Here is an 8,239-nt window from a genome sequence, read left to right on the forward strand (position 1 = left end):
GGCAGGGCGGGGCTGTTCCACTTGAGCCCGGAGCCCTCGCAGCCCGTCACGTCCACCCGGCAGGCCTGGATGCTCGACTGGTTGTTGCCCAGGGGGAAGGCCAGGTAGAGGACCGTGCCATCCGGGCTGAATGACGCGAGCGGCGGCGAACCGAAGTCGCCGTTGTAGTTCAAGATGGCGCGCTCGCTCACGGGCACCAGGTCTCCGGTGCCGTTGGCGTCCAGCCGCGCGACGACGATCTGCAGCACCTTGGACGTGGTGACCTCCGGCTGCTTCATGAACGCCACGAGCACGTCCGAGCCCTTCTGGAGGGGCGGCGCGACGAGCGGCCACTGCGATGCGAAGGTCCACTTCGGAGCGCCGATGCCGGAGTCATGCGGCAGCCGGTACACGATGTTGTCGTCATCGGCGATGAGTGCGTCGCCGTTGTTCATCATGGACAGGCTGGACAGGAAGATCGTCGGCTTCGACGTGCCGCTGATCGTGAAGTTCTGGTGGACCGCCACCGCCCTCGCGCCGGGCGTCCAGACCCACCGCTTGTTCGTCGTGGGGTGCAGGTCCGTGTAGACCGTGGACGCATTGCACGGCACGCCCAGGGCCACGCTCTGCTGCAGGGCCCCGTTGGCATCCACGCGGAAGAGGGTGCCGACGCCCGTGGTGGGGTTGCCACACCCGATGAAGTTCACGCCCGTGCCATTGCCTTCGGCGACGAAGAAGTCCGTCACCACCTGGCCGTTGGGGTCCGCGTCCTTCACCACCTTCGTCACCGGCAAGAAGGTGGCCGCCTGCGGCTGCGACACGTTGGAGCGCCCGTCCGAACAGGTGACCTTCGCGTGGAGCGCCAGCGTCGCGGCGAGGCCCGACGTGTACTTGAGCTCGTTCGCGGCCAGCTCGAAGTCCATGGAGCCGCTGGTGTAGGGGACCGTCTTGAGGAACACCTCCCGGTCGTAGATCTCCGTCTGCGCCACCGGGTCACACCCGGAGACGAGCAGCCGGATCTTCACCTTGGGCGCCGCGTTCGCCTCGGTGATTGTCAGGGTCACTACCGGGGGATCCGGGATGGGCGGTGGCTTCGGGTCACCGCCACAGGCGGACAGGGCGGAGATGGCGAGCGAGGCCAGGAAGGCCGCCCGCGACGCGGACAGACGCGGTAGTTCGAGGTGCATGGGGGCGCACTCTACCGTGCTCGGGCGGCCTCGGGCGGGACCCGGGGCCCGCCTCCCGCCCCGGAAAGGGGCTTCCCGGCCCCATTCCTGATCGCGACGCCGCTGGATGGGGTCCCGCCACCACCCCGGCCGGTTGCTCGCCAGGTCCCGACCCGCCGGGTCTTCCGTGCCTGCTGCCCCTGCCTTCGAGCGGGCAGGCAAAGGGCGGTGAGGGAAGAAAGTCACAGCCATGGCGTTCCGGAGAGGTCCCGATTCCCACTCCCCGAGGGAAGGCGGCCTCGGTATTTCGAGGTCATCCGAATGTCATGCAAGCGCGGAATCCGGGGCGTTGACGTCGGGCCGAGGTATACGTCGCGCCCCTTCTCTCACCCCTCTCCCTCGGAAGAGGCCCGTCCATCTGCTGGCTCACGGACGGGTTAGACGGCATGATCCAGAATCGACCATGACCCCTTACGCACCCAACGGGCTTTCGCAGTGTCGTTCCCTGTCTGGGCGGGGCGGAGGCGTGCCGTGAGGATCGAGATGTTGTCGTCGGAGCAGCGGGGGCGGGTGCTGGTGCTGGCGGCGAAGGCCGCGGGCGACGCGCTGGTGGAGCGCCTGACGGCGAGCGGCTACCAGTGCGGCACCACCGAGCGCGAGAGCGGGCTGGCGGAGATGGTGGACCAGCTCCAGCCGGAGGTGGTGCTCCTGTCGGTGACGGCCAAGAGGGCGGCCGAGCTGCTGGAGACGGTGCGCAAGGTGGACAAGCTGAACCGGCTGCCGGTGCTGGTGGACCAGGGCCGCGCGCGCTCGGCGGAGGCCTTCAAGCGGCTGGCGGTGGACGACTTCGTGCGCGGCGCGGACGAACTGGTGCCCCGGCTGGAGTCGGCCCTGCGCGCCTGGCGTCTGAAGGAGCGCGAGGAGCGCATCCGCCTGCGCATGGGGATGCTGCTGGAGATCACCCAGGCGGCGACCAGCTCGCTGGAGCTGGAGGAGATCCTCCGCATCGCGGTGGAGAAGGTGGGCCAGGTCACCGGCACGGACCGCTGCTCGGTGGTGCTGGTGGAGGGCAGCCACGCGCGCACGGCCACGGTCGTCGCGACGCAGGAGGACCCGAGCCTCGTCCAGCTGGACATCGAGGTGGCGCGCTACCCGGAGCTGCGCCGCGCGCTGGAGACGCGGCAGCCGGTGCTGATTGAAGAGGCGCAGCGAGACCCGCTGATGGCGGAGGTGCGCACGTCGCTTTTGCCCCAGGGCGTGAAGTCCATCCTGGTGCAGCCGCTCATCTGCCAGGACGACCTCCTGGGCGCGCTCTTCCTGCGCGTGTCGCGGGGCGATGCGTCCATTGGCCGCGACGAGCAGGAGTTCGCGCAGGCGGTGGCGGGCGTGCTCGCCAACTCCATCCGCAACGCGCGCCTGCACACGGCGGTGAAGAAGAAGCGCGAGGACCTGGAGCTGGCGTACGTGGAGCGCTACCGCGAGCTCAACGACGCCAACCGCCGCCTGAAGGAGTTGAATCGCCTCAAGGATGAGATCATCGCGGTGTGCAGCCACGACCTGCGCGCGCCCCTCCAGGTGCTCCTGGGCCATGGCCGGCTGCTGCTCGAAGGCCCGCTGGAGACGCAGCAGAAGCAGTCCGCGGAGGCGATGATCCGCCAGGGCCGGAAGATCCTCACCCTGGTCGAGTCCCTGCTGGAGAAGGGCAAGGGCGAGGCGGCGCGGCTGTCCATCGAGCCGCGCGTCCTGGACGTGGCGCAGCTGTGCCGCGACGCGGTGGGGGAGCTGGAGATCCTCGCCGCGGAGAAGACCGTGGCGCTGCGCTCCGAGTGCCCCGACAGCCTGATGCTGATTGGCGACGAGGTGAAGCTGCACGAGGTGCTGCAGAACCTCATCAGCAACGCCATCCAGCACGCGAGCGACACGCAGGGCGAGGTGGTGGTGCGCACGCAGCGGCTGTCGCGGCCGGACGGCGACGCGGTGCGGGTGATGGTGAGCGACAACGGCGTCGGCATCCCCCCGGACGAGCTGCACCTCGTGTTCGACCGCTACCGCCACGGGCCCAAGGGCACGGGGCTGGGGCTGGCCATCTGCAAGGAGTTCGTGGAGCTGCACGGCGGCGAAATCTGGGCGGAGAGCCCGGCCGACGGCGGCTGCACCTTCGTCTTCACGCTGCCGCTGGCGCAGGAGGCCGCGCGCAACCCCCGGCCGCAGCCCGCGCCCGGCGCCGCGCCCGAGCAGCCGCGCGTGCTGGTGGTGGAGGACGAACCCGAAATCGCCGCGGTGCTGTCGGAGGTGCTGCGCTCCAAGTACCGCGTGGAGGTGGCGCGCGACGGCGCGGAGGGCCTGGCGAAGGCACGCGCGTCCCGTCCGGACCTGGTGGTGATGGACGTGTTCCTGCCCAAGCTGGACGGGTTGGACGCGGCCATGGCGCTCAAGTCCTCGTCGGATACGGCGCACATCCCCGTCATCCTGCTGTCCGCCCACCAGGGCGTGGCCGACAAGGTCCGCGCGCTCAACCTGGGCGCGGTGGACTACATGGCCAAGCCCTTCAACGCGGTGGAGCTGCTCAACCGCACGGAGCGGGCCCTCAAGCTGCGCCAGGGTGAGAAGGACCAGCAGGACAAGTCCGCCCCCCTCCAGAAGCGCACCGGCAGCGATCCGGCGACGGGGCTGCACGACCGGCGCGGGCTGCTCCTGCGGCTGGAGCAGGAGGTGGCCCGCAGCCGGCGCTACCACCGCTCGCTCACGCTGGCGGTGCTCCGGCCCGACCGCAACCTGGAAGCGCTGCCCTCCAACATGGCGGACGTGATGCGCAAGCGGGTGCGACACCCGGATGCCATCGCCCACCTGGGGCAGGGCGTCTTCGCGGTGGTGCTGCCCGAGTGCAACGCGGACGCCGCGCGCACGGTCATCAACCGCCTGATGCCGGACGTGGAGAAGGTGACCTCCATCGAATACCGCGCCGCCCTGGCGGACGTCAGCCAGGACAGCGACCCGGTGGAGAAGCTGCTGGAGAAGCTGGGCGCGCCGCCGCCCGAGCACCTCTAGTTCCGGCCGCGCCCCCTGACCGCGGGAAAAAGGGGGCGCACCGCGCTACACTGGGCTTCCGCGTGCGCAAGCTCCCGTTCCTCAGCCGTGCCGCCGTGCTGTGCCTCGCCCTGGCCACCGGGGGCGCGGGTGCCGCTGCGTCCCAGGCGCCGCTGGCGAAGGCTCCGGCGAAGAAGGCCCCGGCCCCCCACGTCGACCCGGAGGCGATGCGCGAGGCGATGGACTCCGCCGCGCACGACGACCCCGCCGCGTCGTCCGCCAGCTACGCGCACTACCTCCAGTCGCGCCTGCTGCACCTGGAGGGCAACCACCGGGGCGCGGTGGACGAGCTGCGACTGGCGCTCGCCACCGACGACGGCAACCCGCGCCTGCTCACCCAACTGGGCGAGGAGTACGCCCGCCTGGGCGACCTGGACCGCGCCGAGCGCGAGCTGCGCCGGGCCGTGGAGAAGTCCCCCGCGTACTACCCCGCGCACGTGCTCCTGGGCCGGGTGCTGATGGAGTCCGGCCGCCTCACCCGCGCCCGCCAGCACCTGCGCCGCGCGATGACGCTGCGCCTGCGCGACCCGGAAGCGTACCTGGTGCTGTCGCAGCTCCACCTGGACGCGAAGGCGCCGGATGAAGCGGTGAAGGTGGTGGAGGCGCTCGCGCACGCGTTGCCCGGAGAGGCCTCCGGCTACCGACGGCTGGGGCTGGCGCTGGCCGAACGCGGCGACACCGCCCGTGCCGAACGGCTGCTCACGAAGGCCGCCGAGCGGGACCCGGGGGACGTGGAGGTGTGGTCCACGCTCGCCCGCATGTACGAGGAGGCGGGGAGGGCGAAGGAGGCGGAGGACGCGCTCGCGCGCGCGCTGGAGGCGGATCCGGACAGCCGCGAGGTGCTGCTGTCGGCGGGCCGCGCCGCGCTCAAGAGCGGTTCGGTGACGCGGGCCCGGGCGTACTTCGACCGGCTGCTGTCGCTGTCGTCCTCGCCGGAGCTGGCGGTGCGGGTGGCCTTCAGCTACCTGTCCGCGCACGAGTCCGCCGCCGCGGAGGCCGTGCTGGACGCCGCCCGGAAGGACGCGCCGGACGAGCCCCGGCTGGCGTACTACGCGGGCCTCGTCGCCGAACGGATGCGCCGCTTCTCCACCGCCGCCACGGCCTTCGCGGACGTGCCCCCCAACGCGGAGGTGTTCCTCGACGCCCGCGTGCGCCGGGCCCGCTGCCTGTCGCTGGCGGGTGACCACGCCCGGGCGCTGGTGCTCTACCGCGCCGCCGTGAAGGAGACGCCGGAGGACCCGGAGCTGCGCGTCGCCCATGCCCGGGCGCTGGAGCGCAGCGGCTCGGCGGCGAAGGCGGAAGGCGTGCTGCGCGAGGCCCTGGGAGGGGAGGGGGCCGCGATGGCGTACGAGGCGCTGGCCGCCCTGCTGGAGCGCCAGGGCCGCCCCGCGGAGGCGCTCACGCTCCTGCGCGACGCCGTCGCCCGCTCACCGAAGGATCAGGACCTGCTCTTCTCCCTGGGCGCCGCGCTGGATCGCCAGGGGGACGTGGCCGGGGCGCTGTCGCGGATGCGGATGGTGCTGGCGGTGGCGCCGGAGCACTCGGCGGCCATGAACTTCATCGGCTACCTGCTGGCGCAGCATGGCCGGGACCTGGACGAGGCGGAGCGGCTGGTGCGGCGCGCGCTGGCGTTGAGGCCCGACAGCGCGGCGTACGTGGACTCGCTGGGTTGGGTCTATTTCCAGCGCGGAGAGGCACGCAAGGCGGTGGAGCTGCTGGAGCGCGCGGTGGAGCTGGCCCCGGACGAACCCGCCATCCTGGAGCACCTGGGGGATGCCTACCTCAAGGCCGCCCGCGCCTCGGATGCCGCCGCGTCCTGGAAGCGCGCGCTGGATGTCCTCACCCTGGAGCCGGAGGCCGCCGAGCCCGCCGGTCAGCGCACGGCGTTGGAGCGCAAGTTGAAGGCGCTACCCTCGCCAGCGCCGGGCCGCTAAGGTCCCGGCACCCATGGCCCGCCACGACGAAGGCTTCTTCACCGGCAAGGACAACACCCGGCTGTTCTGGACGCTGGACCTGCCGGACGCGGGAACTCCGCGCGCGCATGTCGCCATCGTCCACGGCTACGGGGACCACATCGGTCGCTACCGGCCCGTCATCGACGCGCTGGTGCAGGACGGCTACGCGGTGCACGGCTTCGACTACCGGGGCCACGGCCGCGCCGACGGACGCCGCGCCTACGCCAGCAAGTGGCCCGAGTTCCTGGACGACCTGGACAGCTTCTGGCAGCGCGTGCGCGCCTCCGCTGGCACCCAGAAGATCTTCCTGCTGGGCCACAGCCACGGCGGACTGATGGCGGTGCACGCGATGGCCAGGGGGATGGAGGGACTCTCCGGCGCCATCCTCTCCGCGCCCTACCTCAAGCTGGCCATCACCCCCCCCGCGGTGAAGGTCTTCGCCGCCCGCATGGTGGGCACCATGGTCCCGTGGCTGCGCGTCAGCTCCGGCCTCACCCCGGACATGCTCAGCACCGACCCCGACATCCAGAAGGCGGTCGGCGAGGACCCGCTGTACGTCCCCTTCGCCACGCCGCGCTGGTTCGTGGAATCCACGCTGGCCCAGGCGAAGACGCTGCTCCTGGCGCCGAAGATTCAAGTGCCGCTGTTCGTGCTGTGCGGACAGGACGACGGGGTGGCGCTGCCCGCGGCGTCGCGGGCTTTCTTTGAAGTGGCGGGGACGGCGGACAAGAAGTTCAAGGAGTACCCCGGCATGCGGCACGAGCCGCTCAACGAACGGGATCGCTCGACGGTGTTCCAGGACATCTCCGGCTGGATCTCCGCGCATCTCTGACATAATCAGGTCGCCCCGCTCCCATACGGAGCAGGCGCTGGCGAGGATCACCTCATGGCACAGGGTGAAACGGGCATCATTGGCAAGGGCATCGTCATCAGGGGCAACCTCACGGGCGGAGGAGACCTGGTCATCGAGGGACGCGTGGAGGGGCAGATCGCCCTGAAGAACCACCTGACCATCGAGGGCACCGGCAAGGTGCAGGCGGACATCCGCGCCGAGGAACTGACCATCAACGGTGAGGCGAGCGGCAACATCGACGCGTCGACCCGTGTGGCCATCAATGCCTCGGCGAAGGTCGCGGGCGACATCAAGGCCCCGCGCGTCGTCATCGAGGATGGGGCCGTGTTCAACGGCTCCATCGAGATGGACGTGAAGTTGCCGGACGACATCTAGCATCCACCGGGGTCCGTCCCACGGACCCCCCAGGCGCAAGCTTCGAGAAGGCGGACAACACTCATGGCGAATACGGTCATTGGTTCGAGCATCGTCATCGACGGGGAGATTTCCGGTGACGAGGTCCTGGTCATCCAGGGCACCGTGAAGGGGAAGATCTCCCTCAAGGAGAGCCTCTACGTGGAGGGCTCCGGCGTCGTCGAGGCGGACATCGACACGCAGAACGTGGAGATCGCCGGCCGGGTGACGGGCAACATCGTCGCCAGCGACAAGGTGGAGCTCAAGACGGACTGCCGCGTGGTGGGCGACATCAAGGCCCCGCGAATCCTCATCGCCGACGGTGCCTCCTTCAAGGGCAACGTCGACATGGACATGAAGGAGCGCTGATCCGTGGCCACCGCCAAGGAGCTCGCAGACAATGCCGTGGACAACACCGTGGTGGGGCCTTCCATCCTCATCAGCGGTCGTCTCACGGGTGACGAGGACCTCACGGTCCGCGGGCGCGTCGAGGGTGAACTGACCCTCAGCCGCACCCTCATCGTGGAGCCCTCGGGCGTGGTGAAGGCCAACGTGGCGGTGAAGAACGCCATCGTCAGCGGCGTGGTGGTGGGCAACATCAACGCCACCGAAAGCGTGGAGCTGACCCGCGAAGGCCGCATGGTGGGCGACATCCGCGCCCCCCGCGTCATCATCGTGGACGGCGCCAGCTTCCGCGGCCGCGTGGACATGGGCGACGTGGAGCCGGGCCGTCTGCCGGCCGAGCGCCCCACCGTCGCGCGTCCCCAGGCCGTCACGCGTCCCACGGTGCGCCCCGGCGCCACGCC

General features: G+C 70.7%; 6 protein-coding genes and 1 pseudogene. 6 read left to right on the forward strand and 1 reads right to left on the reverse strand.

All coding sequences use genetic code 11. From position 1 onward, the window contains the following. Nucleotides 1–1,166: hypothetical protein (locus D7X74_RS36215; RefSeq protein WP_120537548.1), on the reverse strand; the 1,166-nt coding region annotated here is incomplete at its 3' end. A 525-nt stretch (nucleotides 1,167–1,691) separates the two neighbouring features. On the opposite strand from D7X74_RS36215, the gene D7X74_RS36220 reads away from it, so the two are divergent. The 6 genes and pseudogenes from D7X74_RS36220 to bacP form a co-directional block, all read left to right on the forward strand. After that, nucleotides 1,692–4,193, forward strand: coding sequence for an ATP-binding protein (locus D7X74_RS36220; RefSeq protein ID WP_120537552.1), 2,502 nt, complete (start codon nucleotides 1,692–1,694; stop codon nucleotides 4,191–4,193). A 206-nt stretch (nucleotides 4,194–4,399) separates the two neighbouring features. Further along, the gene (locus tag D7X74_RS36225; RefSeq protein WP_233602409.1) at nucleotides 4,400–6,166 is read left to right on the forward strand and encodes a tetratricopeptide repeat protein; all 1,767 of its coding nucleotides are present in this window, start codon (nucleotides 4,400–4,402) and stop codon (nucleotides 6,164–6,166) included. Nucleotides 6,167–6,179: 13 nt separating this feature from the next. Then, a complete protein-coding gene (locus D7X74_RS36230; RefSeq protein ID WP_120537549.1) occupies nucleotides 6,180–7,019 on the forward strand; it encodes an alpha/beta hydrolase in 840 nt (279 codons plus the stop codon). A 54-nt stretch (nucleotides 7,020–7,073) separates the two neighbouring features. Beyond that, nucleotides 7,074–7,415: a bactofilin BacN gene (gene bacN, locus D7X74_RS36235; protein ID WP_120537550.1), complete on the forward strand. Its 342-nt coding sequence runs from the start codon at nucleotides 7,074–7,076 to the stop codon at nucleotides 7,413–7,415. Nucleotides 7,416–7,478: 63 nt separating this feature from the next. Continuing rightward, nucleotides 7,479–7,802 carry a polymer-forming cytoskeletal protein gene (locus tag D7X74_RS36240; RefSeq protein WP_120537551.1) on the forward strand — a complete coding sequence of 108 codons (324 nt, stop codon included), beginning with the start codon at nucleotides 7,479–7,481 and terminating at the stop codon, nucleotides 7,800–7,802. Nucleotides 7,803–7,805: 3 nt separating this feature from the next. Continuing rightward, nucleotides 7,806–8,239, forward strand: a pseudogene (bacP, locus tag D7X74_RS36245) (bactofilin BacP); the annotation flags it as partial.

Origin of the sequence: Corallococcus sp. CA047B, from assembly GCF_003612065.1 — a bacterium.
Lineage (GTDB): Bacteria > Myxococcota > Myxococcia > Myxococcales > Myxococcaceae > Corallococcus > Corallococcus praedator.

What these genes read in the sequence shown, in the direction of transcription:
- D7X74_RS36225 (WP_233602409.1), top strand. Translation starts at nt 4,400, where the DNA reads ATGCGCGAGGCGATGGACTCCGCCGCGCACGACGACCCCGCCGCGTCG.
- D7X74_RS36230 (WP_120537549.1), top strand. Translation starts at nt 6,180, where the DNA reads ATGGCCCGCCACGACGAAGGCTTCTTCACCGGCAAGGACAACACCCGG.
- bacN (WP_120537550.1), top strand. Translation starts at nt 7,074, where the DNA reads ATGGCACAGGGTGAAACGGGCATCATTGGCAAGGGCATCGTCATCAGG.
- D7X74_RS36240 (WP_120537551.1), top strand. Translation starts at nt 7,479, where the DNA reads ATGGCGAATACGGTCATTGGTTCGAGCATCGTCATCGACGGGGAGATT.